Here is a 25118-nt window from a genome sequence, read left to right as displayed (position 1 = left end):
GTTAACCACAATTCGCAAAGTTAACCACTATTCATGGTCCGGCGTCCGCCGAATCGCAGACCAGGAGCGAAAAATGAGCAATACCGATTCCGCACCCGCGGCGGCCACCGTCGGCTTCACCGCGGTGCAGGACGGCAAGGTACTGCGTATCACCATCACCAAACCCAAGCGCAAGAACGCCATCGATTACGACACGATGGTCGCGCTGGGCGACACGTTCCTCGCGACGGCCGAGAACCGATCGGTGCGCGCGATCGTGCTGACCGGCGAGGGCGGCGACTTCTGCACCGGCGCGGATCTGGCCGCATCCCCCGCCGAGGCGCAGCGCGGCATCACCGCCGATCTGGTGATGGACGCGGCCAACCGGCTGGTGAAAGCCATCGTGGACGCGCCGGTTCCGGTCGTGGCACGGATCAGGGGCGCTGCCGCGGGCGTCGGCGTCGGCATCGCGCTGGCCGCCGACCTGGTGTACGCGAGCGAGGACTCCTATCTGCTGCTGGCGTTCATCAACATCGGCCTGATGCCCGACGGCGGCGCGGCCGCGCTGGTCGCCGCGGCGGCCGGACGTCCACTGGCCGCGGAGATGGCGCTGCTGGGCGAGCGGCTGCCCGCGCCCGCCGCGAAGAGCGCCGGACTGTTCACCGCCGTGCTGCCCGACGACGAGCTCGACGCGGCGGCGGAGGCCGCGGTCGCCAAGATCGCCGCGGGTCCGCGCCGCGCGCTCGAGCTCACCAAGAAGGCGCTCAACCAGGCCACCCTGACCGCGCTCGACGCGGCGCTCGCGGCCGAGAAGTCCGGCCAGAGCGAGCTGCTCGGCTCCGCCGACTTCCGCGAGGGCGCCACCGCGATGCTGACCAAGCGCAAGCCGGTCTTCGCGGACTGAGTCCTCTTCGGCGGCGCGGCCGATGCCGCGCCGCCGGAGAAATCCCAGACACGACGACGTGCGCGGGATCGGTCGTTCGCGGGTCGCCAACCGGTAGCTCGGGCCCGCGAACACCACCCGATCCGCCACAGTGTGATCCCGGGCACAAACCGCGCGGCCCGGGCGACTATGTTGATCGGCTATGGCTTACCTGGTTACCGGAGCAACTGGGTTCATCGGTCGTTTCCTGATCCCACAGCTGCTCGAGCGCGATGCGGACATCCACGTGCTGGTCCGGCCCGGTCAGGAATCGGCCGATCGGTTCGCCTGCTGCGCCAGGGAATGGGACTCGGGCGACCGCGTGCGCCCGGTCCGCGGCGATCTCGGCGCGCCGAATCTCGGCATCGACAGCAACTGGCTGGCACAGCATCGCGGCGCCATCGACCACGTGTTCCATCTAGCCGCGAGCTATGACCTGACCGAGCACGGCGCGGGCACCCGCAATGTCGTGGACGCCGCGCAGACGCTGGAAGCCGGTCTGCTGCATCACATGTCGACCGTCGAGGTGGCCGGTTCGTACGAGGGCGTGTTCACCGAGGACATGTTCGACCACGGACAGACGCTGACAACTCCCTTGCAGCAGGCCAAGTTCGAGGCCGAACGCATCGTCCGCGACTCCGAACTCGACTGGCGGATCTATCGCCCGTCCATCGTCATCGGCCATTCCAGGACCGGCGAGATCGACCGCATCGACGGTCCTTACTACTTCTTCCGGCTGCTGCGGATGGCCGCGCAGCTGCCGCGCATCCTCCCGGTGCTGGTGCCCAAACTCGGTGAAACCAACATGGTTCCGGTGGATTTCGTGGCACGTGCGCTCGACCACATCGCCCATCAGGCAGGCCCGGCGTCGAGCACCTACCACCTCGTCGATCCGCGCCGGATGAGCGCGGTGGAGGCGCTGAATCTGTTCGCCGACGAGGCGGGCTCGCCGCATCTGGTGGAGGTGATGCCCAAGCGCGCCATGAACATGGTGCTGCGGGTGCCCGGGGCCAATTGGATGCTGCCGCGCGTCGGCGTCCCGATGGACGTGCTCGAGCACAGCGAGTTCACCTGCCGGTTCGACGCGGTCCGCGCGAGCGCCGCGCTCGCGGGCACCGATATCAAGGTGCCGCCACTGGCCGCGTACGCCCCGTTGATCTGGAAGTACTGGATCGAGAACTGGGTGTGAGCCGCGCGGCTACGCGCCCGTCACGGTCAAATAGATCAGCGCGATATTGAGCAGGCTGATGATCAGCGCGACGAGCCAGGCCAGCGCGGTCGTCACCCGGTGGTTGGCGTCGGCCCCCATCAGCTCGCGGTCGCTGGTGAAGCGCACCAACGGGATCAGCGCGAACGGAATGCCGAAGGACAGCACCACCTGCGAGACGATCAACGCGCGGGTCGGGTCGATGCCGGCGGCCAGGATCACGATCGCCGGGACCAGGGTGATCGACCGGCGCAGCAGCAGCGGAATCGTGCGGCGCAGCAGACCCTGCATGATCATCGCGCCCGCGTACGCGCCGACCGAGGTGGAGGCCAATCCGGAGGCGAGCAGGCCGACGGCGAGCAGCAGCGCCGCGACAGGGCCGAGCGCGTCGCCGACCGCGGCATGCGCGCTCTCGATGGAGTCGACTTCCTTGCCGCGCAGCGTATTCGCGGCCATCAGCAGCATGGCCAGGTTGACCGTGCCCGCGAGCAGCATCGCCAGGACGACGTCCAGCCGCGTCGCCCGCAGCAGGCGGACCCGGACCGGTCCTGGCGCCGGGTGGCCGTGGCGGTCCCTGGCCAGGCCGGAGTGCAGGTACACCGCGTGCGGCATCACGGTCGCGCCGATCATGGCGGCGGCGAGCAGCACGCTCTCGGCGCCGTCGAAGCGCGGCGCCAGTCCGCCGAGCGTGCCGGACACCGAGGGCGGCGCGATCACGACGGAGGCGAGGAAGCCGACCGCGATGATCGCGAGCAAGCCGGTGATCACCCGCTCGAACGGGCGCTGACCGCGCCGATCCTGCACCACCAGCAGGCACATCGACACCACGCCGGTGATCAACCCGCCGACAACGAGAGGCAGCCCGAACAACAGATTCAGCGCGATCGCGCCGCCGACCACCTCGGCCAAGTCGGTCGCCATGGCGACCGTCTCCGCCTGCCCCCAGTAGGCGAGGCGCACCGGGCGGCTCGCGCGCTCGCGCACCGCCTCCGGCAGCGACATCCCGGTGACCAACCCGAGCTTGGCGGAAAGGAACTGCACCAGCCCGGCCATGACGTTCGCCATGACGATCACCCACACCAGCAGGTACCCGAACTGCGCGCCCGCGCTGATGTTGGACGCCACGTTGCCCGGGTCGACGTAGGCGATGGCGGCGACGAATGCGGGACCGAGCAACGCGACCAGCGAACGCGCCCGACCGGTCGACTGGGCCGGATCCGCCAGAGTAGTGCTCACAAACTCGATTTTACGGGTTTCCGAACTTTTCCATTGGATGGGCCTTCAAAAACGACCGCCCCGGTCACACCGAGTGTGACCGGGGCGGTCGAGGGAGATTCAGGCAGGCTCAGAGACCGAGGCCCTTGGCCAGGACCGGCCACGACCGCGGGAACTCGTCGTTCCAGTAGCCCCACGAGTGGGTGCCGTCCGGACGGAAGTTGAAGGTCGCCGGGATGCCCAGCTCGTTCAGGCGGTTCTGCAGGTTGTGCGTGCAGTAGTTGGTGCCCGCCTCGATCACGCCGCCGATCAGGATCTGGTTGGCCAGACCGTAGGCGCCGGGCAACGCGTACTCGCCGTTCAGCGTGTCGTACTGGCCGGGAAGACCGGTGCCGGTGGAGATGTAGAGCTCGAGACCGCGCAGGCCCTCGGCGTTCACGTACGGGTCGTTCTTGACCCACTGCTCCGAGCCGAGCGGGCCCCACATGTTCTCGGTGTCGCCGCCGCCCCAGGTCTCGACCGTGAGCTTCACGAACTCCGAGCCCACCGGGTCACTGGTCTGCGCGCAGCCGCTGTAGGCCGCGGCCGCCTTGTACAGGCCGGGCTTGGCGATCGGCAGCGCGAGCACGGTGGTGCCCGAGGTGGACAGACCCGCGATGGCGTTCACGCCGTTGGTGCCGAGCGCGCCGTCGACCAGCGGAGGCAGCTCCTCGGTGAAGAACGTCGTCCACTTGTTGCGACCGAGCGTCGGGTCGTCCTTGATCCAGTCGGTGTAGTAGCTCCACTTGCCACCGATCGGCTGGATCACGTTGACGTTCTTGTCCTTCACGAACTCCAGCGCTTCCGAGCGGGCCACCCACGAGGCGTCGTCCTCGCCGCCGCCCGCGCCGTTGAGCAGGTACAGGGTCGGCCGCGGCACCGACGCGTCGGCCGGACGCTGCACGTCGATGACGACGTTCTCGTCCATCGCGGCCGAGTACACGTGCAGCCGGATGTTGCGGGAGTCCTTGACCTCCGCCTTGACGATCTTCGAACCGTCGGAGGAGGTCGGGTCGGCCAGCAGCGCCTTGGAGTCGATGATCGGGTCAGCTGTAGCCGAGGATGCGCCGAGTCCGGATACGAGTCCCGCGAACACCGTAGCGGTCGCGATCATCGCCGCGGCACGCGTGCCACGACGCCGGGTGTGTCGACGTATCAATTTCGCACCTTCACTTCGTATCGGGATCACGGACGGGTTCCCCCTGGCCGCCGGACATCCGCGCGGCCGGCGCCAAGCCAGACCCTACGGCCTATGAAGTCGTCGGGCCAGGGGCGATTGTTACCTTGCCGTTTCCTCATCATGCCCGACCAGCCGAATTGTGATCCTCACCGGCCTCTGGGAGCCGTGACGAAAGTCTCGGCCCGATCTCGGCGAGCGCCTCCGGCGAGGTCATCTGGTCGTGCGTGGCCTGAATCGGGTGATCGGCGACAACGCCGTCGACGAACGGTTGCCACTTGTTCGCCGAGGTCTCCGGGTCGATGCCGTGCACCAGGTTCTCGCCGAGGATCCGCGCGCTGAAGTACTCCAGCCTGCCCCGGAACACGCCGGGCCGGTGCCGGGCGATCAGTTCCGCCGAGCGCACCGCGCTGCGATAGATGCGGCGCAGCCGTTCCGGCGTCAGCACGGCCAGCTCCGGCGGGATGGTCGCGTGCAGCGCGGCGAGCGAAGCGTCGCTGAGATCGTGCACGTCGCCGTCACCGAGCAGGTCGTCGGCGCCGATCCCGATCTCGGCGAGCGCACCGCGCAGCGCCGTGCGGAAGTCCGCGACGCCGATGTCGTGGTGGCTGTCCAGCATGGCGAGCAGCGCCACCCGCTCCCCCGCCGCCTGCAGCCGGACCGCGACCGCGTGCGCCAGGATGCCGCCGAGCGACCAGCCGAGCAGGTGGTACGGGCCCTGCGGCTGGACCGAGCGGATCTCGGCCAGGCAGCGCGCCGCCATCGCGTCCAGCGACTCGGGCAGGTAGTCGTCCTCGGAGAGCGCGGGCGACTGGAGTCCGATGATCGGACGCGACCGGTCCACGTGCGGCACCAGACCCGCGTAACTCCACGACAATCCGGCCATCGGATAGAAGCAGAACAGCGGCTCGGCCGTTCCCGTGCCACGGATCGGCAGCAGCGGGCCGAGCGCGGCGGCCGAATCGGCGGCGTAGTCGACGCCGTTCTCCTGCGCGGTGCTGATCTTGGCGGCCAGCGCGGCGACGGTGGAGTCGGTGAAGAACCACTGCACCCGCACCTCGGCGCCGGTGAGCGCGCGCAGCCTGCCGACAACGCGGGTCGCGACGAGCGAGTTGCCGCCGAGATCGAAGAAATCGTCGTCGGCGCCGACGGTGTCGACGCCGAGCACCTCGGCGAAGACCGCGGCCACGGCCTGCTCCATCGGCGTCACCGGTGCGCGGTAGTCGCGAGCGGCGAGCTCGGGCTCCGGCAGCGCCCTGCGGTCCAGCTTGCCGCTCGCGTTGAGCGGCATCACCGTGAGGGGCACGATCGCCGAGGGGACCATGTACGCGGGCAGCGCGGCGCGCGCGTGCGCGAGCAGGTCGTCGACGTCCACCGCGGAACCTGGCACCGGAACGACGTAGGCCACCAGCCGGTCGCCCGTGGCCTGCCGCACCAGCGAGACCGCGACGTGGCGCACCTCGTCGTGATCGGCGAGCACGGCCTCGATCTCGCCCAGCTCGACGCGCTGGCCGCGCAGCTTGACCTGGAAGTCGCTGCGGCCGAGGTATTCCAGCGCCGCGCCGTAGCCATCGGCACGCCAGCGCACCACGTCACCGGTGCGGTACAGCCGTCGGCCGCCCTCGTACGCGACGAAGCGTTCCGCGGTGAGCGCGGGGGCGCCGTGGTAGCCGCGGGCCAATTGCACGCCGGCGACGTACAGTTCGCCCGCCGCGCCGAGCGGCACCGGGCGCAGCTGGCGGTCGAGCACGAGCACCTTGGTGTTGGCCACCGGCGTGCCGATCGGCACCGCGGAACCGCGGTCGACCCGGCCGGGGTGCGCGGTGACAACCGTCGCCTCGGCGGGGCCGTACCAGTTCACCAGCTCGGCCGAAGGCAGCGCGGCGGCGAAGGCCTCGGCCGTTTCCGCCGAGAGCGCCTCACCGGCCGCGAAAACGCGACGCAGCGCCGGGTACTCGGTGTGCTCGTCCGTGCCGTCGAGGAAGGCGTCCAGCATGGACGGCACGAAATGCACCGTGCTTACGCCGTATTCGGCGATGACGCGCGCCAGGTAGGCCGGGTCGCGATGACCGTCGGGCTCGGCGATCAGCACGGCGGCGCCGGTCTGCAAGGGCCAGAACAACTCCCACGTCGAGATGTCGAAGGTGATCGGCGTCTTGTGCAGCACCACGTCGGAGCCGTCGTGCGGGTACGTCCGCTGGGCCCAGCGGAACTGGTTGGCCATCTGCCGGTGCGTGATCGCCACGCCCTTCGGGCGGCCGGTCGAACCGGAGGTGTAGATGACGTAGGCGACGTTGTCGGCCCGCACATCCGCCGCCAATGGCACGCCGGCGGACGCGGAGAAGTCCAGCGTGTCCACCGCGACCACCGGAACGCCGGTGGCGGTGCCGAATCCGGTACGCGCCGTGGTCAATACGCACACCGGTGCGGCGCCGGCCAGCACGTACTCGCTGCGCTCGACCGGATGATCCGGATCGACCGGCACGTACGCGCCGCCGGCGCGCAGCACGGCGTAGATCGCGACGACCAGATCGACGCTGCGCCGCATCGCCACGGCCACGAGCGACTCCGGGCCGACGCCGCGCGCGGCCAGCTCCCGCGCGAGCCGCCGCGACCTGGCGTCGAGCTCGGCGTAGCTGAGCCGGGCGTTGCCGAAGATCAGCGCCGTCGCGTGCGGGGTGCGCGCGACCTGTGCGTCGAACAGCGAGAGCAGCGTCGAATCATCGAGCAGCGCGGGCACTTCGGTGGCGTTGCGGGCGGCGAGCGCGGTGCGCTCCTGAGCCAGCAACGCGTCGAGTTCGCCGATCCTGGCGCGCGGCTCGGCGACGAACGCGCCGATCAGCATGGCGAGCCGGTCGGCGAGCGTGCGCGCCGCGGCCTCGTCGAACAGATCGCGCAGGTACTTGATCTCGACGTGCAGCTGCTCGCCGAGCGCCACGATGACCGACACCGGGTAGTGCGTGCCGTCGGCGACATGCACGCCGCTGACGCTCATGCCGTCGATCGCGCTGGCCCGCCGCAGTCCCTCCCGGTCCACCGGGTAGGACTCGAACACCACCAGCGAGTCGAACAACCCGTCCACCCCGATGGCGTCCTGGATCTCGCTCAAGCCGAGGTAGTGGTAGTCCAGCAGCGCGGCCTGCTCGCCCTGCAACGTGCGCAGCAGCTCGGCCACCGTCTGCGCCGCGCCGAGGCGCACCCGCACCGGAATGGCGTTGAGGAACAGGCCGACCATGGTCTCCACGCCGTCCAGCTCGGCGGGCCTACCGGAGACGGTCGCGCCGAAGACCACGTCGTCGCGGTCGGTGAGGCGTCCGATGAGCAGCGCCCACGCGGCCTGCACCACGGTGTTCACCGTGACGCCCGCGCGCGCCGCGGCGCCGGTCAGCGCCGCGGTCTGGTCCGGCGAGAAGACGAAGTCGACCTCGCCGATCCCCGCGGAGATCTCACGGTTGGCGGTGTTCGCGAGCGGTGTCGGCTCGGTGATGCCCGCGAGCGCCGAGCGCCACGCCTGCCGCGCCGCGTCCTGATCCTGCGCGACCAGCCACTCGAGGTAGTCGCGGTACGGCCGGATCTTCGGCAGATGACGGGAGCGGACGCCGAGCGCGTAGACGGTCAGCAGCTCGCGCATCAGCAGCGGCACCGACCAGCCGTCCAGCAGGATGTGGTGGCTGGTGACGATCAGGTGGAACCGATCGGTCGCCGTGCGCAGCAGCGTGAAACGCAGCAGCGGCGCGGTCCGCATGTCGAAGTGCTGCGCCATGTCGGCGGCCTTGATCCGCTCGGCCTCGCTCGCGGCGACGGCCGGATCGAGGTGGTCGAGCGCGATCTGACGCCACGGCGCCGCGACCGAATCCGGCACCACCTGCACCGCGCGTCCGTCGCCGGTGTCGGCGAAGGCGACACGCAGGTTCGCGTGCCGATCCAGCAGCGCCTGTGCCGCGGCGTGCAAACGCGCCGCGTCCACCGTGCCGTCCAGATCCAGCACGAACTGCAGCATGTACGCGTCGATCGAGGCGTCGGCGAGCTGCGCGTGGAAGAGCATGCCCGACTGCAACGGCGTCATCGGCCAGACGTCGGCCAGTTCCGGGTACGCGCCGCCGAACCGGTCCAGATCGGACTGGGTGAGCCGCACCAGCGGGAAGTCCGACGGCGTGTAGCCGCCGGCGCCGGGACGAAGGGCGTGTTCGGCGAGCCCGCCGAGGGCCCGGACCCAGTGCTCGGCGAAGGTTTTCACGTCGTCGGCGCCGCAGGCGGCCACGGCGAAGTCGAACCTGGCGCGCAGTCCTTCGCGAGTGGTCTCCACCACGATGTCGAGCAGCAGGTCATCGGCCGCGGCGTCGGTGTGCATCTTCGCCGGGCGCAGGTCGCGGTAGCGCAGCCGGATCAGGCCCGCTCCAGGCAGTTCCGCCGCGCTGTTCAGGTAGCGCAGCAGGCCGTAGCCGACGCCGCCGGAAGGCACCGCGCGACGCAGCTCCTTGATCTGGCCCAGCGCGGCGCCCGCAGCCGGGCCGCCGACCAGCGCGTCGGCGATGTCGACGCCGGAGAGCCGCAGCGGCAGCGGGTAGTCGGTGGTGAAACCGCCGACCAGGTCCGAATGCGCTCGGTCGCGTGCGTCCGCGGTGAGCCGGACCACCGAACCCGCCGCGCGCGCGAAGTTCTCCTTCTCGGCCGTGCGCAGCGCGATGGCCAGCGCGGTGAGCAGCACCTCTTCGACGGTGGCGTGGTAGGCCTGCGCCATCGTGGTCACCGCGGCGGCGCCTTCGGAGGTGATGGTCAGCGACACCCGCGAGCGGACCGAAAGATCGGCTCCCGCAGGCGGTTCCGTGATCGCATCGGCCAATGCCCGCTGCCACCAGTCCAGTTCGGCCACGGTCGCCGGGTCCTCGGCCTTCGCGGCCAGGGATCGCAGCACCGTGCCCAGACCGGACTCGGTCGCGTCGGGCGCCGCGTGGCGGTGCCGCGACCAGCCCGCGGTGAGCTGATCGATGACCGTGCGCCAGGAGAGATCGTCAACCACAAGGCCGTTGGCGACGACGACCAGCTGCGCGGCCGTGTCAGGACCCATCCGGACGAACCGGATGTTGCGACCCTGCGTCGGGTCCAGCGCCGCGGCGGCGGCCTGCACCACGTCGTCCAGCGCGACGGCGGCGGCCGCGGTGTCCTCCAGCAGATAGAACGGCTGGTCGGTCGGCATCGGCGCGGCGGGCAGGTCGAACGCCGCGGGGACGCCGTCGGCCGCGGGGCGCAGCCGCACCCACAGCATCGGGTTCTGTTGCAGCACCGCGTCGATCGCGGCGCGCACCATCGGCACCGGGCGATCGGCGGGCACGTCGAGCACGATCGCGCGCACCTCGACGCCGTCTCGCCTGACCGCGAGCAGTCGAGCGGCCTCCGGCGTGAGCGGCAGCTCGCCGGTCTGCTGCTCCGCGGCCGCCGATGCCGAGGTGGCGATCGCGGCGAGCGCCGCCACCGTGCGCGCCTCGAAGACGTGGCGCGGGGTGAACAGCACGCCCCTGGCGCGCGCCCGTGCCACCACCTGGATGGACACGATGCTGTCGCCGCCGAGCGCGAAGAAGTCGTCGTCCGCGCCGACGCGGTCGATGCCGAGCACCTCGCCGATGACCGAGGCGACGACCTCTTCCTCCGCCGTGCGCGGCGCGCGGTATTCGCGGGTCGGCAGCACCGGCTCGGGCAGCGCCGACCGGTCCACCTTGCCGACCGACGTGAGCGGCAGCTCGTCGAGCACGACGACGGCCGCGGGCACCATGTACTCCGGCAACTGCCCGCCGAGCTGCGCGACGAGCGCGTCGGGGTCGAGCCGCGCGCCCTTCACCGGCACCACATAGGAGACGAGAGTCATCGCCCGCGTACCGGATTCGCGGCCGACGGTGATCGCGAAGTCGACGCCGGGCTGCGCGGTGAGCGCCGCGTCGATCTCGCCGAGTTCGATGCGGAAACCGCGGACCTTCACCTGGAAGTCGGTGCGGCCACGGTACTCCAGCTCGCCGTCGGCGTTCCAGACCACCAGGTCGCCGGTGCGGTACATACGCGCACCCGGCTCGCCGGAGACCGCCGCGGCGATCGGGTCGGCGACGAAGCGGTCGGCGGTGAGACCGGGGCGAGCGAAGTAGCCACGCGCCAATTGGGCTCCAGCGAGGTACAGCTCGCCTGGCACGCCGACCGGGACGGGACGCAGCATGGCGTCGAGCACGTAGACGCGGCTGTTCCACTCCGGCACGCCGATCGGGACGGAGCCCGCGTCGGCATCGGTGACCGGGTGGTTGGTGATCGACACCGCCGCCTCGGTCGGGCCGTACAGGTTGAACAGCTCGGTGCCGCCGGCGCGGACCCGCTGGGCCAGCGCGGCGGGCAGCGCCTCGCCGATCGCGAGCACCCGGCGCAGCGATTCCGGAAGCCGCCCTTCGGATTCGGTGAGCAGCGCGTCCAGCATCGACGGAACCACGTGCAACGTGGTCACACCGGTCGCACGCATCAACCCGTTCAGGTACGCCGGATCACGGTGACCATCGGCGGTCGCCACCACAAGGCGGCCGCCGCTCACCGCGGCCGACCAGAACTCCCACACCGACAGGTCGAAGGTCGCGGCCGTCTTCAGCAGCACCACGTTCTCGCTGTCGAGATCGAACTCCGCCGTCTTCCACAGCAACTGGTTCACGATCGCCCCGTGCGGCACCGCCACACCCTTGGGCTGACCCGTCGAACCCGACGTGAAGATCACATACGCCGTATTCGCCGCGACCAGAACACCATTGCGCTCACGCGCCGAGATCGGCGCAGGCGAGTAGGCGGTCAGGTCGAGCGTGTCGAGCGACACCGCCTCCGCGGCGGCGCTGGTGAAGCCGTCGACCGCGGTGGTCAGCACGCAGCGCGGCGCGGCGGTGTTCAGGATGTAGTCCACCCGCTCGGCAGGCTGTGCCGGGTCGATCGGTACATACGCCGCGCCCGCCTTGGCGACCGCGTACATCGCGATCACCAGGTCCGCCGACCGGCGAATCGCCAACGCCACCCGATCCTCCGGACGCACACCGCGACCGATCAGGTACCGCGCCAACCGGTTCACCCGAGCATCCAGCTCGGCATAGGTCAGCTCGAGCAGACCCGCGGCGGTATCGGCGACGAGCGCGGGAGCCTGTGGCCAACCGGCCACGGTCGCGTCGAGCAGCGACACCAGGGTCGCCCTTGCGTCCACCGAGCGTGCGGTGTCGTTCCAGGACCGCAGGATTCGTTCGTTCTCCTCGGCGGAGAGCAGATCGATCTCGCCCACCGACACGGCGGCGTCGGCGATCACGGCGTCGAGCACCCGCTCGAACCGGTCCGCGAAGCCACGCACGGTGCCCTCGTCGAACAGGTCGGTGGCGTAGCTGAAGTCGGCCACCAGCTCGGCGGGGGTGCCGTCGGGCGCGTAGCGGTCGGTCACCGTCAGCTGCAGATCGGTCTTGGCCAGCCTGGCGTCGAAATCGACCGCGCCGACCGTCAATCCGGGCAGCTCGAAGGTGGTCTCGGCGAGGTTCTGGAACGACAGGCCGATCTGGAACAGCGGATTGCGCGCGGTCGACCGCGCGGGGTTGAGCACCTCGACCAGACGCTCGAACGGCACGTCCGCGTTGGCGAACGCCTCCAGGTCGCGTTCGCGCACCTCGGTGAGCAGATCGGCGAACCGCTCACCGGGGCGCACCCTGGTGCGGAACACCACGGTGTTGACGAACATGCCGATCAGATCGTCGAGTTCGCGTTCGCCGCGGCCCGCGAGCGGGGTGCCGACGGCGATGTCGTCGGTGCCGGAGAGCCGGGCGAGCAGCACCGCGAGCGCCGCGTGCACGACCATGAACAGCGAGGCGTGGTTGGCTCGCGCCAGCTCCTGCAGCGCGGCGTGCCGGTCCGCCGAGATCACCGTGCGCAGCGCGGCGCCGCGGAAGGACTGCACCGGGGGGCGCGGGCGGTCGGCGGGCAGCTCCAGCTGGTCGGGCAGCCCGGCCAGCGCCGCACGCCAATAGGAGATCTGCTGGGCGGCAATGGATTCCGGGTCGTCCTCGGAGCCGAGCACCGCGTCGTGCCACAGCGCGTAGTCGGCGTACTGCAACGGCAGCGGCTCGAACACCGGGACCGCGCCGGCTGCCCTTGCCGCGTACGCCGTCATGACGTCGCGAGCCAGCGGGTTCATCGAGGCGCCGTCGGCCGCGACGTGGTGCACCACGATCGCGAGCACGTGCTCGGTGGGCGCCAGCCGGAACAGCGTCACGGCGAACGGGACCTCGGCCGTCACATCGAACGTGGTCAGCGCAAAATCGACCACCGCGGACTGCAACTCGCCCTCGGGGATGTCCACCGGGACCAGTTCGGGTAGCTCGGACGCCGGATGGATCAGCTGGCGGGGCGCCTCGTCCGAGCCCGGGTAGGTGGTGCGAAGCACCTCGTGCCTGGCGACCACGTCGGCGATCGCCTGGCCGAGCGCGTCGACGTCGAGCGCGCCGATGAGCCGCACCGCGAGCGGGATGTTGTCGACGGCCGACGCGGCGGTGTCGAACTGGTTGAGGAACCAGTAGCGCCGCTGCGCGGGCGAGAGCGGAATGGTCTCCGGCCGCGGACCTGCGATCAGCGCGGGCCGCGCCGGGGCCGCCGTGTTCTGCGCCAACCGCGCGGCCAGGCCCGCCACGGTGGAGGCGTTGAACAGTTCGCGCACCTCGAGACGACCGCCGAGCGCGCTACCGAGGCGAGCCATCACCTGGGTGGCGATCAGCGAATTTCCGCCGAGCGCGAAGAAGTCGTCGTCCGCGCCGATCGGCTCCTGCGAGCCGAGCGCCTCGCCGAACAATTCGGCGATGAGCTCTTCGAGCGGGCCGCTGGGCGCGCGGAACTCCTTGACCTGCAAGTGCGGTGCCGGCAGCGCGCGCCGGTCCAGCTTGCCCGCCGGGGTCAGCGGGATCTCGTCGAGCACGGTGATGGCGGTCGGCACCATGTGGCGCGGCAACGTCTCCTCGGCGAACGCGGTCAGCGTCGCGACGTCGACCTGCGCGCCGGGAGCGGCGTGCACGTAGGAAGCGAGAATCGTGGCGCCGCTGTCGAGTTCGTGGCCGACGGTCACCGCGAAGTCCACGCTCTCGTGCGCGGCGAGCACCGCGTCGATCTCTCCGAGCTCGATGCGGAAACCACGCACCTTGACCTGGAAATCGTTGCGGCCCAGGTACTCCAGCTCACCCTTCGGAGTCCAGCGCACCAGGTCGCCGGTGCGGTACATCCGCGAGCCGTCCGCGGTGAACGGGTCGGCGACGAAGCGGCTCGCCGTCAGGCCGGACTGGCCGCCGTAACCGCGCGCCAGCTGCGCACCGGAGACGTACAGCTCACCGGCCACCCCGGTCGGGACGGGACGCATCCGATGGTCGAGCACGTACGCGGCGACGCCGCGGATCGGCGCGCCGATGGTCACCGGCAGGTCCGGCGTCATCGAGGCGGTCACGTTGGTCATGACCGTGGCCTCGGTCGGACCGTATGCGTTGAAGAACTGCCGCATGCCGTGGCCGACGGGAATCACCCAGCGCCGCACCAACTCCGGCGGGCAGGCCTCGCCGCCGGTGATGAGCACGCGCAGTTCGTCCAGACCGGTCGCGTCCATGGACGCCAGCGCAGCGGGCGTCACGAAGGCGTGCGTCACCCGCTCGCGCCGCAACAGCTCCGCCAGGCCCGCGCCGCCGTAGACGTCAGGCGAGGCGACCACCATCGCGGCGGCGCCGCCCACGGCGAGCAGCAGCTCGAGCACCGAGGCGTCGAAGGACGGGGACGCGAAGTGCAGCGTCCGCGAAGCGGAGGTCACCCGATAGCGTTCCCGCTGTTCGTCGCAGAAGCCCGAGAGACCGGCGTGGGTGACCACGACGCCCTTCGGGGTGCCGGTCGAGCCGGACGTGTAGATGACGTAGGCCGGATGCGCGGGCCGCAGCGGCCGCACCCGGTCGGCGTCGGTGATCGGCTTGGCCGAGTACACCGCGAGCCCGCTGACGAACTCGATGTCGTCGAGCAGCAGCCATTCGACCAGGCCGGGCAGCGCGCGTTGGGCGTCGGAGACCGTCAGGCCGAGCACCGCGCCCGAGTCCTTGACCATGTGGCCGATGCGTTCGGCCGGGTAGTTGGTGTCCACCGGCACGAACGCGGCGCCGGTCTTGGCCACGGCCCATACCGCGAGCACCGATTCCACCGAGCGCGGAATGCCGACCGCCACCACGTCGTCCGGGCCGATGCCACGGTCGATGAGCAGCCGCGCCAGCAGCGTCGAGCGCAGATCGAGTTCGGCGTAGGAGAGGCTGCCGTACCGCTCGGCGGCGTCGGCCACCACGACCGCGGTGCCGTTCGGGTTGGTCTGCACGGCGTTGCGCAGCAGCTGCGGCAGCGTGATGTCGCGCGACACCGGAATGCGGTTGGGGCGCAGCCGTTCCCGCTCGACGGGCTCGAGCAGGTCGATCGCGCCGACGCGCTGGTGCGGGTCGGCGGCGACCGCGCCGGCCACCATCGCCAGGCGACGCGCGAACGAGCGCACGGTCGCCTCGTCGAAGATGTCGGTGGCGTAGGTGAAGACGGCCGCGAGCTCGGCGGGCGAGCCGTCCTCGCGGTGGCGCGGTTCGACGTTCAGGAGCAGGTCGAACTTCGCCGCGATGGACTCCGAGTCCAGCACGCCGACGGTCAGGCCGGGCAGCTCCAGGGTCGGACGCTCCAGGTTCTGGAAGGCCAGAACCGCTTGGAACAGCGGGTTGTTCGTGCTGGCGCGGCCGGGCGCGACGGTCTCGACCACGCGCTCGAACGGGATGTCCGCGTTGGCGAACGCCGTCAGGTCGGTCTCCCGCGCCGCATGGACCAGCTCGGCGAAGGTGGCGTCCGGGTCGACGGTCGTGCGCAGCGTCAGCGTGTTGACGAACATGCCGACCAGGTCGTCCAGCGCGCGTTCGCCGCGGCCTGCGATCGGGGTGCCGATGGCGACGTCGGCATCGCCGGTGAGGCGCGCGAGCAGCACGGCGAGCACCGCGTGCAGCACCATGAACAACGACGAGTTCTGTTCCCGCGCAAGGCGAGCCAGCTCGCCGTGCACCTCGGCGGGCAACCGGAAGCCGACCGAGGCGCCGCGCATCGACGGCACGGGCGGGTGCGGCCGGTCCTGCGGCAGCGCCGCCGCGCCGGTGAGACCCGCCAGCTGTTCGGCCCAGTACGCCAGCTGCCGCGCGGCGACGGAATCCGCGTCGTCCACGACGCCGACGACCTCGCGCTGCCAGAGCGCGTAGTCGGCGTACTGCACGGTCAGTGGGGCCCAGCCGGGCGCCTCGCCCTCGGTGCGGGCGATGTAGGCGGTCATCAGGTCGCGGGCCAGCGGCGCCAGTGAAGCGCCGTCGGCGGCGATGTGGTGGGCAACGAGGACGAGCAGGTGCTTGTCCGCGACGCCGCCGTTGAGCAGCGCGATGCGCACCGGAGGCTGTGCGGTGACGTCGAAGCCACCCGACATCAGCTCGACGACTCGGCCCATGATGTCGGTCGGCTGTTCCACCGCGAGCCCGCCGGGCAGCGCGTCGGCTACGGTCAGGATCTCCTGGTACGGCAGCTCGCCGACGGCCGCCGCCGGGTAGCGGGTGCGCAGCGCCTCGTGCCGCTCCAGCACGTCGAGCACGGCCTGCTGGAGCGCGGCCACGTCGAGCCTGCCCGCGAGCGTGATGGCGAACGGGATGTTGTAGGCGGCCGATTCCGGATCGATCTGGTTGAGCACCCAGATGCGCTGCTGGGCCAGCGAGAGCGGCACCAGCTCGGGACGGACGGCGGGCACCAGCGGCGGACGGGCGTCACCGGACTCGCCCGGCACGACCCGCGCGGCCAGCGCGGCCACGGTCGGGGCCTCGAAGATCTCGCGGACCTCGATGTTCGCGTCCAGCGCCGCGTTCAGCCTGGCCACCACCCTCGTGGCGAGCAGCGAGTTGCCGCCGAGGGCGAAGAAATCGTCGTCGAGACCGACCTCGTTCGCGCCGAGCAGCGCCGCGAACACCTCGGCGACGGTCTGCTCGATGGGCGTGCTCGGCGCGCGGAACTCCGCGCCGCCGCCGAACACGGGCGCGGGCAGCATCTTGCGATCCAGCTTGCCGCTGGGGTTCAGCGGGAAGGCGTCGAGCACGACGAGCGCCGCGGGCACCATGTAGCCGGGCAGGACCGCCCCGACCTCTTTGCGCACTGCCTCGGCATCGAGCGACGAATCTGGTTCGGGCACAACGTAACCCACCAGCTGATCGCCCGCGTGCGCATCCGAACGCAACACCACGACCGACTGCGCGACACCCGGCTGCGCCAGCAACGCCGCCTCGATCTCACCCAGCTCGATACGCAGACCACGCAACTTCACCTGGAAGTCCGTGCGGCCCAGATACTCCAGCTCACCCTGCTTGCTCCAGGCGACCAAGTCACCCGTGCGATACATCCGCGAACCAGACGGGCCGTAGGGGTTGGCCACGAAACGGTCGGACGTCAGGTCGCTGCGACCCAAGTACCCCAACGCGAGCTGATCACCCGCCAGATACAACTCACCCGCGATACCGGGAGCGACCGGGTGCAACCGCGAATCCAACACATAGAGCTGGGTGTTCCACACCGGACGACCGATCGGCACCGACACCTCATCGGCATCGACGACCTCGTGATAGGTCACGTCGACCGCCGCCTCGGTCGGGCCGTACAGATTGTGCAGACGCGCACCGGTCAACTCACGCAACCGCTGCGCGGTCGGCGCGGGCAACGCCTCACCCGAGGCGAAAACCTGACGCAGCGCGGGCGCCGCGGCGCCGTCGCCCAGCGTCGAGACGAACACCGAGAGCATCGACGGCACGAAATGAGCCGTGGTGACCTGCTGTTCGGCCATGACCGTGGCCAGGTACACCGGATCGCGATGGCCGTCCGGCTTCGCCACGACCAGGCGCGCGCCGACCTGCAACGGCCAGAAGAACTCCCACACCGACACGTCGAACGTCGCGGGCGTCTTCTGCAACACCACGTCGTCCGCGCCGAGCGGGTATTCGTGCTGCATCCACAGCAGCCGGTTGACGATCGCGCCGTGCGTGACGGCCACACCCTTGGGGCGGCCGGTGGAGCCGGACGTGAAGATCACGTAGGCGGTGTCGCCCGGCCGAATCGGCCGCGCCCGTTCGAAATCCGAGACCGGCGCGGACTCGAAGCCCTCCAGGTCGAGCGTGTCCATCGCGAGAACCGGCGCGGCGGCCGTGGCGAAATCGTCGCGCTCGGTGGTGAGCACGAGAACGGGCCTGGCCGTTTCCAGGACGTAGTCCACCCGCTCGGCGGGCTGGTCCGGGTCGAGCGGGACGTAGCCCGCGCCGGCCTCCAGCACCGCGTACATCGCGACGACCAACTCGGTCGAACGCCGGATCGCCAGCGCCACAAGAGAACCGGGTCCGACGCCGTCGGCGAGCAGTCGCCGGGCCATCCGGTGCACCCGCGCGCCGAACTCCGCGTAGGTCAGTCGTTCGTCCTCGAACACCAGCGCCGTCGCGTACGACGTCGCGGCGCGCTGGCGCTCGAACAGCGAGACCAGCGTGGCGGCGGGCACCGGCTGCGTGGTGTCGTTCCAGCCGGTGAGCACCGCGGCACGCTCGTCGGCGGTGAGCAGATCGATGTCGCCGATGACCGCGGTGGGATCGCCTGCGATCGCGGCCAGGATCAGCCCGAAGCGGTCGGCGAGCCCGCGGATCGTCGCGGGATCGAAAAGGTCGGTGGCGTAGGTAATCTCGGCCGAGATCCCCGCGGGCGCCCCGGTGGGGTCGAGCTGCTCGGCCAGCGAAAGCTGGAGGTCGAACTTGGCCAGCGGCACCGCCATGTCCACGCCGGACACCGTCAGGCCGGGCAGCTCCAGCTCGGTCCGCGCCAAGTTCTGGAAGGTCAGCATCACCTGGAACAGCGGATGACGCGCAGCGGAGCGCACCGGATCGAGCAGCTCGACCAGCCGCTCGAACGGCAGGTCGGCGTGGCCGAAGGCGGCCAGGTCGCCGTGGCGGACCGCGTCGAGCAGCTGGTCGACGGACGCCGCCGGGTCGACGTCGTTGCGCAGCACGAGCGTGTTGACGAACATGCCGATCAGATCGTCCAGCGCGGCGTCACCGCGGCCTGCGACCGGCGTGCCGATGACGATGTCCCTGGTGCCCGAGAGGCGGGCGAGCAGCACCGCCAACGCGGTGTGCACAACCATGAACAGCGTCGAATGGTGACGCTGGGCCACCTCGCCGAGCGCGGCGTGCACGTCGGCGTCGACCCCGAAGCGCAGCACGTCGCCGCGGTAGGAGGCGACCGAGGGGCGCGGGCGGTCGGCGGGCAGCTCCAATTGCTCGGGCAGCCCGGCCAATTCCGCGCGCCAGAAGTCGATCTGCTGCGCGAGTACCGATTCCGGGTCGTCCTCGCTGCCGAGCACTTCGCGCTGCCACAGCGTGTAGTCGGCGTACTGCACCGCGAGCGGGGCCAGCTGCGGCGCGCGTCCCGCGGCGCGGTCCGCGTAGGCGGTCATCAGGTCGCGCGTCAGCGGGCCCATCGAGAATCCGTCACCGGCGATGTGGTGGACCACGCACACCAGCACGTGCTCGGTCTGGCTCAACGCCAGCAGGCGCAAGCGGATCGGGGCGGCCGCGGTCACGTCGAAGCCCTCGGTCACGGCGGCCGCGACCAGGTCGAACACCTCCGCCTCGGTGGCGGGCTCGGCGACCAGTTCCGGCAGCGCGCGCGGATCGTCGGCGGGCAGCACCAGCTGGTATCCGGCGCCGTCGTATTCGGGGTAGACGGTGCGCAGCACCTCGTGCCGCTGCACCAGGTCACGCACCGCGGCGCCGAGCGCGGTCACGTCGAGCGCGCCGGAGAGCCGGACGGCGACGGGAATGTTGTTGACCCCGCTGGCCGGATCGAAGCGGTTCAGGAACCACATGCGCTGCTGCGCGAACGACAGCGGAATCCGCTCTGGACGCGGCTGCGGCTCCAGCGCGCGGCCGAGCGCCGACCCCGCGTGCTGCTCCAGCTGCGCGGCCAGACCGGCCACCGTCGAGGCGTCGAAGAGCAGCTGCATCGGCACCCGCGCGCCGAGCGCCGTGCCGATCCGCGCGATGGCCTGCGCGGCGAGCAGCGAGTTGCCGCCGAGATCGAAGAAGTCGTCGTCCGCGCCGACGCGGGCCTCCGGGTCGTCAGGCAGCAGCAGGGCCGCGTACACCTCGGCGACGATCTCCTCGATCCTGGTCTCGGGCGCGCGGTACTCCTTGACCTCGAAAACGGGCTCGGGCAGCGCGTTGCGATCCAGCTTGCCGACCGGCGTCAGCGGGATCTCGTCGAGCACCATGATCACCGCGGGCACCATGTAGGCGGCCAGCGACTGGCCGACGAACGCCGAGAGCGCGTCGGTGTCGATGGTCGCGCCGGGCCGCGGCAGCACGTACGACACCAGCGCCGTCGCGCCCGAGGGCAGCGACCGGCCGAGCGTCGCGGCGAAGTCGACGTCCGGGTGCGAGGTCAGCGCGTTGTCGATCTCGCCGAGCTCGATGCGCAGGCCGCGGATCTTCACCTGGAAGTCCGAGCGGCCCAGGTACTCGATGGTGCCGTCGGTCTCGCTGCGGCGCACCAGGTCACCGGTGCGGTACAGCCGGGCGCCCAGCTGTCCGGTCTCCGTGCCGAACGGGCTTGCGACGAAGCGCTCCGCGGTGAGGCCGGGGCGGTTCAGATAACCCTGGGCCAGCGCGGGACCGGAAAGGTATAGCTCGCCGACGACGCCGGCGGGCACCGGACGCAGCCGGGTGTCCAGCACGAACGCGCCGACGCCCGGGATGGCCGAGCCGATGGTGATCGGCTCGTCGGGGACCATCGGTGCGGTGCTGGTGGCGAGGATGGTGGCCTCGGTCGGGCCGTAGCCGTTGTAGAACTCGCGGGTCCCGTCGGCCCAGCGCGCGACCAGTTCCGGGCCGAACTTCTCGCCCGCGACCACCACGACGCGCAGGTCGTCGAGTCCGGCGGCGTCCACCGATTCCAGCGCGCCCGGCGTGATCAGCATGTGCGTGACGGCCTCGCGGCGCAGCAGATCCGCGAGCTCGTAACCGCCGAACACCTTCGGCGGCGCGATCACCAGGGTCGCGCCCGCCGAGAAGGTCAGCAGCAGTTCCAGCACCGACACGTCGAAGTTCGGCGAGCAGACGTGCAGCACGCGCGAATCGCCGTCGATCCCGTAGTGATCGCGCTCGGCGGCGACCAGACCGGCGAGGCCGGAGTGGGTGACGACGACGCCCTTGGGGCGGCCGGTCGAACCGGAGGTATAGATGACGTAAGCCGGGTGTTGCTCGTTGAGGGCGCGCACGCGATCGGCGTAGGTGATCGGCCACTCTTCCCTGGCCAGGATGCGCTCGGCTACCACGGGATCGTCCAGCTCGATCCAGTAGACATCGGTGCCGAGTGCACGCCGGTGCGCCTTGGTGGTCAGGCCGAGCACGGCTCCGGAGTCGGAGGCGATGTGCGCGATCCGGTCCGGTGGATAGCTCGGATCAACCGGAACGTAGGCGGCGCCGGTCTTGGCGATCGCCCACACCGAGATGACCGACGCGACGGACCGCGCGATACCGATGGCCACCACGTCGCCGGGGCCGATGCCCCGCTCGATCAGTTCCCTTGCCAGCCGCGAGGAGTCCTCGTCCAGCTGACGGTAGGTCAGCTCGATTGCGGTCTCGGGGTTGTTGGCGGGGTCGAAACGCACCGCCACCTCATCGGCCGCGGACTCCACCGCGGCAGTGAGGAGTTGCCCGAAGAGTGGACTACCTGGCCTGCGGCGACGACTACCACGTGTAGAACGGCGGGCAGTTTCCATTCGAGCGTATTCACCTCTCGTCGAGCTAGCGCCGCACGAGCGAACGCAGATCAGTCCCCCGCCCCATCTGAACTGCCATGGGTCGGCGCGGTCCGAGCAATCACATCAGTGTAGGCGGGCGACCGCAACAGGCCGACCGGTCTGATCGACTCGGTTATGAACCCAATCGCGGCCGCCGCGCCGCGGCGTTACATTCCCGCAGAGGCTACCGTCAGCCACATTACCGCCGGGTACGGAGTCACTCCTTTCCTTCGAGCAGGGCCGCGAGCAGCGGTCCCAGTTCGGCGAGCGGTTCGTGGGTGGTCATCGCCCGGTGCGTCGACGCGATCGGATGCACCTCGATCACGCCCGAAACGTGCGGCTCCCACGCGGGCGCACCGCCGTGGCCCCGGCCATTCGGGTCCGGAATCGTGGCGCGGAAGTAATCGACACGCCCGTCGAACACGCCGGGCTCGGCGGCCGTCGCGATCTCCACCGTGCGCAGCGCGCCGCGATAGATGCCGCCGATGCGCTCGGCGGTGAGCACCGCCGAGTCCCAAGTGAGCGCCTCGCCCAGCGTCGCCAGCGCCGTCTCGTCGAGTTCGGCGAGGTCCTGTTCGGCGGGCAACGCGATGCCGAGCGCCTCGAAGCCATTCCCGATCTCGGCGTGGAAGTCGGCGATGTCCACGTCGCGGGCGCTGTCCAGGATCGCGAGCAGGTCCACCCGGTCGCGCCCGGCTTGCAGTTCGATCGCCACCGAGTGCGCGAGCACGCCGCCGACCGACCAGCCGAGCAGCCGGTACGGTCCCTCCGGCTGGACCGCCTTGATCTCCGTGACGTAGCGGCGCACGATCTCCGCCGCGGTGACCGGACGGTAATCGGGCTCGGTCAGCGCGGGCGACTGGAGTCCGTAGATCGGCTGGTCGGCGGGCAGGAACCGGGCCAGGCCCGCGTAGGTCCACGACATGCCCGACATCGGCGGCAGGCAGAACACCGGCGGACGGTACCGCCCGCCCGGATCGGCAGCAGCACGCGCAGCGCGCTCTCGGCGTTCGCGTCGTAGTCGTGCCCCGCCTCGAGCGCCGCGGCGACCTGCGCCGCGATCCCGGCGACGGTGGGATCGGTGAAGAAGGACGCCATTGTCAGCTCAGCGCCGGTGCGCATCCGCAGCCGCTCGACCACCTGGGTGGCCAGCAGCGAGGTGCCGCCGAGCGAGAAGAAGTCGTCGTCCAAGCCGATCCGCCGCGCGCCGAGCACCTGCTCGAACACGGTGGCGACCGCCTCCTCCAGCGGCGTCGACGGCGCGCGGAAGACGGCCTGCTCGAACACCGGCTCCGGCAGCGCGCGCCGGTCCAGTTTTCCGACGGGCGTCAACGGCACCTCGTCCAGCACCACGACAGCCGCGGGCACCATGTATCCGGGCAGGCTGCGCGCCGCGAGCTCGGTGAGCGCCGCCGGGTCGATCCGGCGACCGGCCGCGGCGAGTACGTAGGACACGAGGCGGTTGTCCCGGCTGGCGTTTCCCGGCCGAGGGTGATGGCGAACTCGACGTCCTCGTGGCGGCCGAGCACCGCGTCGATCTCGCCGAGTTCGATGCGCAGCCCGCGGATCTTCACCTGGAAGTCCGAGCGCCCCGCGAAATCCAGCTGCCAGTCCACCGCGCCGACCGCGGCGTTGCCCGCCCGCTCCCCCGGTTCGGCGAACCAGCGCACTACGTCGCCCGTGCGGTACATCCGGTCGCCGGAGGCGCCCCACGGATTCGGCACGAACCGTTCCGCCGTGAGGCCCGGCCTGCCGTGGTAACCGCGCGCCAACGCCGCACCGGCGAGCGGAGGATTCGTCCAGGTCACGATAGGTCAGCTCGCGGTCGTCCTCGGGTGCGCCGGTAGCGTTGTAGCGCACCGCGATCGAATCGGACGCCGACTCCACCGCCGCGGTCAGCAGCTGACCGAACAGCGGGCTGCTCGCCCCCCGGCGACTGCTGCCACGGACCGAGCGGCGGGCTCCATCTATCGAGTAACTTCACGCAACCATCGGTCTCGCGGCGGAAGTGGTGCGAGTACCCGAATACCGCTAAAAAATTAGCGTTTCGGCTCACAGCCAGCCGCGGCGGGTGGCTTGCACGCCCGCCTGGAATCGGGTGCTCGCGCCGAGTCGCTCCAGCAGCCGCGCGGTCCGGCGCACCACCGTGCGGCGGGACATGCCGAGCCTGCGGGCGATCGTGTCGTCGGTGGCGCCGAGGCCCATGAGCGTGAGGATGGCCTTGTCGCGGTCGTCGAGTTCGTCGGCGGCGGGGTTCACCGAGATCGGCGCGGCAAGCGACCACAGCACGTCGAAGGTGCGCACCAGCAGCCGCAGCGCGGGAGATGCGGTGAAGCGCAAGCCCATCGGATCGGGGCGGCGTTCGTCGGCGTGCAGCACCAGGTTGGCGCGCTCGTCGTCGACGATGATCAGCTTGAACGGCGGCTCGGGCAGCGTCCGCGCCTGCGCGCCGCTGGCGTTGGTGGACAGCGCGTGACGTAGTCGTTCCGCGTCCTGGTAGATCGTGTCCTGATAGAGGGTCTGATAGCGGATGCCATCGCCGATCCTGGCCCGCTTCAACAGGTATTGCCGGTTCTCGCGCTCGATATCGCTGAGGTAAGGGCCGCGCTCGATGATCTTGACCGAGTTGCGCGCCGAGGTCTGCATCTCCTCGAAATCGGCCAGCATCTCCAGGCGTTCGAAGACCGGGACGATCGATCCGTTGCCGCGCGGCGACCGTCGCACCGAGCGGAAGGTCTCACTGAGCCGGGCGGCGGCGGCGTGCATCTGGTTGATCTCGTGCTGGCGGCGCCGAGCCTCGGCCTCGGACAACGATTCCGGGGCATGCGCGTCCCAGATCGGTTCGCCCTCGACATCCTCGAGCCGGACGGCGGCCTGCAACGCGCACAGGATCTCCAGCGTGGCGGCGGCCTCTTCCGGCGTCACGTCGAGATAGCGCGCGATATCGGCCAGGCCGGATCGGGGATGGTGCACCAGCACGGCGTAGGCGCGCCCGTGCGGTGATCCTGGCTCGAAGATATCGCCCAGCTCGGTCACGGCCCGAGCCTAACTGGCGCGGCGGGACGCGGATCGTATGCGGAGGTAGGCCTAACCGGCTCTGCCGGAAGGCAATCCGTCGCGTGAAGGGGGAACTTCAAGCCGGCAGCGGGTCAGTGCGCGGACGGGCCCCAGTGCATCGGGACGCCCTTGGACGCGAGGTACGGCATCGGGTCGATCTTGGCGCCGTTCTGGTCCCAGATCTCCAGGTGCAGGTGCGGGCCGGTGGACTGCCCGCGGTTGCCGACGGAGGCGATCACGTCGCCCGCGCGGACCCGCTGGCCCTCGCTCACGAACATGTCGTTGACGTGGCCGTAGACCGCAGTGGTGCCGTCGTCCTGCAGCACACGCACCCACAGGCCGAAGCCGGACGCGGGGCCCGCCTCGATCACGGTGCCGTTGCTGACGGAGTGGATCGGCGCGCCGAGCTGGTCGGCGAAGTCGAGGCCGTAGTGGAATTCGCCCCAGCGGCTGCCGAATCCGGAGCTGATCGCGCCCGCGACCGGACGCACCGCGGGTGCGGGGGCGACCTGCTGGTGCACGCCCTTCAGGATGTCCTCGACCTGAGCCAGCGGGCCCGCGATCTCGGGCGGCAGGTTGTTGAAGCCGAAGGGGGCTGCGCCGGGCGCGGCCACGGGGGCGGCCTCCG

Annotated in this window: 8 protein-coding genes and 1 pseudogene; 2 read left to right on the top strand and 7 right to left on the bottom strand. The window is 70.7% G+C overall.

What is annotated here, in order from left to right; genetic code table 11:
• Positions 1-73 precede the first annotated feature (73 nt).
• Positions 74-883: an enoyl-CoA hydratase-related protein gene (locus NX1_RS09675; RefSeq protein WP_068056825.1), complete on the top strand. Its 810-nt coding sequence runs from the start codon at positions 74-76 to the stop codon at positions 881-883.
• A 181-nt stretch (positions 884-1064) separates the two neighbouring features.
• Positions 1065-2090 (top strand): SDR family oxidoreductase, encoded by a 1026-nt coding sequence (locus NX1_RS09670; protein ID WP_068056823.1) that lies wholly within the window; start codon positions 1065-1067, stop codon positions 2088-2090.
• Positions 2091-2099: 9 nt separating this feature from the next.
• On the opposite strand, the gene NX1_RS09665 is transcribed toward NX1_RS09670, so the two are convergent.
• The 7 genes and pseudogenes from NX1_RS09665 to NX1_RS09630 form a co-directional block, all read right to left on the bottom strand.
• Positions 2100-3344: an Nramp family divalent metal transporter gene (locus tag NX1_RS09665; protein ID WP_068056821.1), complete on the bottom strand. Its 1245-nt coding sequence runs from the start codon at positions 3342-3344 to the stop codon at positions 2100-2102.
• 109 nt (positions 3345-3453) lie between these two features.
• A complete protein-coding gene (locus tag NX1_RS09660; protein WP_068056819.1) occupies positions 3454-4476 on the bottom strand; it encodes an alpha/beta hydrolase in 1023 nt (340 codons plus the stop codon).
• A gap of 184 nt (positions 4477-4660) precedes the next feature.
• Entirely contained in the window at positions 4661-21412 is a 16752-nt protein-coding gene (locus NX1_RS09655) for a non-ribosomal peptide synthetase (RefSeq protein ID WP_068056818.1), read from the bottom strand.
• A 238-nt stretch (positions 21413-21650) separates the two neighbouring features.
• Positions 21651-22358: a thioesterase domain-containing protein gene (locus NX1_RS09650; protein WP_068056817.1), complete on the bottom strand. Its 708-nt coding sequence runs from the start codon at positions 22356-22358 to the stop codon at positions 21651-21653.
• Positions 22359-22486: 128 nt separating this feature from the next.
• Positions 22487-23220, bottom strand: a pseudogene (locus tag NX1_RS38805) (phosphopantetheine-binding protein); the annotation flags it as partial.
• Between the two features lie 265 nt (positions 23221-23485).
• Positions 23486-24469 (bottom strand): helix-turn-helix domain-containing protein, encoded by a 984-nt coding sequence (locus NX1_RS09635; RefSeq protein ID WP_068056811.1) that lies wholly within the window; start codon positions 24467-24469, stop codon positions 23486-23488.
• 113 nt (positions 24470-24582) lie between these two features.
• A partial coding sequence (locus NX1_RS09630; protein ID WP_245668413.1) for a M23 family metallopeptidase occupies positions 24583-25118 on the bottom strand: 536 nt, incomplete at its 5' end.

The sequence above is a fragment of the Nocardia xishanensis NBRC 101358 genome (assembly GCF_001613365.1).
In the GTDB taxonomy this organism is placed as follows: Bacteria; Actinomycetota; Actinomycetes; order Mycobacteriales; family Mycobacteriaceae; genus Nocardia; species Nocardia xishanensis.
The sequence above is the reverse complement of the archived record's forward strand: the minus strand, read 5'-3'. Positions and strand labels throughout refer to the sequence as shown.

Coding starts and splice junctions, on each gene's coding strand:
- NX1_RS09650 (WP_068056817.1), bottom strand. CDS start 22,358: ATGTCGTGGACCTACGCGGGCCTGGCCCGGTTCCTGCCCGCCGACCAG.
- NX1_RS09660 (WP_068056819.1), bottom strand. CDS start 4,476: ATGATCGCGACCGCTACGGTGTTCGCGGGACTCGTATCCGGACTCGGC.
- NX1_RS09675 (WP_068056825.1), top strand. CDS start 74: ATGAGCAATACCGATTCCGCACCCGCGGCGGCCACCGTCGGCTTCACC.
- NX1_RS09670 (WP_068056823.1), top strand. CDS start 1,065: ATGGCTTACCTGGTTACCGGAGCAACTGGGTTCATCGGTCGTTTCCTG.
- NX1_RS09655 (WP_068056818.1), bottom strand. CDS start 21,412: ATGGAAACTGCCCGCCGTTCTACACGTGGTAGTCGTCGCCGCAGGCCA.